We start from the raw sequence: 1,174 nt of genomic DNA on the forward strand, positions 1-1,174 counted from the left end.
ACGGCACTGATTGCAGGTCGCTACACTTAGTGTGCGGAAAAACCAAAGCTCGCAAAGATGAACCTTGTAGCGCTCGCCATCATGCTTGGAGCCATACCCCCAGTGTGCCTGAAGGGTTCCAAACTGTTGACCATAACCTTCAACGCTAGTGCTCTGGCGGCAAACATCACAGGTAATGTCTACGACCGTTTCAACCGGTTGAGCGGCAGTGTGCTCCATGATCAGTACCTCCTGCGACGGTTGAGGAAAGGGCCATCCAAAAGCCTCAAAGTCGTTTCATTGCTACAGATTTCCTTAACCTGACCAAGAAAATCTTAACTTTTGATGGTTTTGCTGATTTTTTCTTCACTCATGAGCAGCTGCACAGCCACCGCAGTACAACAGAACATTTAAACGGAGACAGAGGCCACTCAGTTTTCAGCATGTAAATCATAAGTTTCGGCTTGAAGAGCCTCAACACCCCCATGCCCAAGGGCGCCTGGTGCCTCGCTGGCCGAGCGCGAGCAGATCCACGAACACAGTCCACCAGGCTATGTAGCTCCGGCACGGGGCCACGTCCTTGTGATGAGCAAAAGGCAGGGATGACTTATAGGCTCTGCACAATGATTCCACTGTGCAATTACTGGGTTAATATACAGCTCTGCGCATGACTGACCCACCAGGAGGACTTGATGACCCCTTCGAATGGCATTGTGGAGATTAGAACGCTCGCCGAGTTGTTGTCCCTTTACGAGATCGCCTCGGACAGCACCCTGACGAAGGATCAGTACCGAAACCCGCTGCGGCCCTACCGGCTGATTCAGCCAGAGGCCAGCTGTCAGTACCAGAAGAACGGGAAGCGCTGTTCTCAAATGCATCAGCACGGCTTCGTCGTTGAGCGGCACGACGATTCGAAGGTGCTGATAGGGAATTGCTGCGCCCTGAACCACCTGGGCCTAGATGACGAGCAGGTCAGAGGGGAACTCAAGAACCCATTCTCGGACGGCAGACCAAGCGATGCGAACGGGCAGCCAGGCAAGTCGGGCTTTGTGTCGATTACGTCCGCCACCTGGTGCAGCCACCGTAAACCTGATCCGATCTGGCGTAGCAGGAACCAGATTACAGAGATCAGCCTGTAGAGACAGCTGACTTATTAATCTTTCAAATACAGTAAGTTACAGAACGAATGTCCTAA

Annotated in this window: 1 protein-coding gene and 1 pseudogene; one reads left to right on the plus strand and one right to left on the minus strand. The window is 52.6% G+C overall.

Annotated elements, in window-relative coordinates; all coding sequences use genetic code 11:
- A pseudogene (locus tag YA0848_RS36315) lies at positions 1–219 on the minus strand (hypothetical protein); the annotation flags it as partial.
- Between the two features lie 452 nt (positions 220–671).
- On the opposite strand from YA0848_RS36315, the gene YA0848_RS35520 reads away from it, so the two are divergent.
- Positions 672–1,118: a hypothetical protein gene (locus YA0848_RS35520; RefSeq protein WP_023095643.1), complete on the plus strand. Its 447-nt coding sequence runs from the start codon at positions 672–674 to the stop codon at positions 1,116–1,118.
- Positions 1,119–1,174: the final 56 nt, after the last annotated feature.

The organism is Pseudomonas sp. S4_EA_1b, assembly GCF_016307435.1.
In the GTDB taxonomy this organism is placed as follows: Bacteria; Pseudomonadota; Gammaproteobacteria; order Pseudomonadales; family Pseudomonadaceae; genus Aquipseudomonas; species Aquipseudomonas rhodesiae.

What these genes read in the sequence shown, in the direction of transcription:
- YA0848_RS35520 (WP_023095643.1), top strand. Translation starts at nt 672, where the DNA reads ATGACCCCTTCGAATGGCATTGTGGAGATTAGAACGCTCGCCGAGTTG.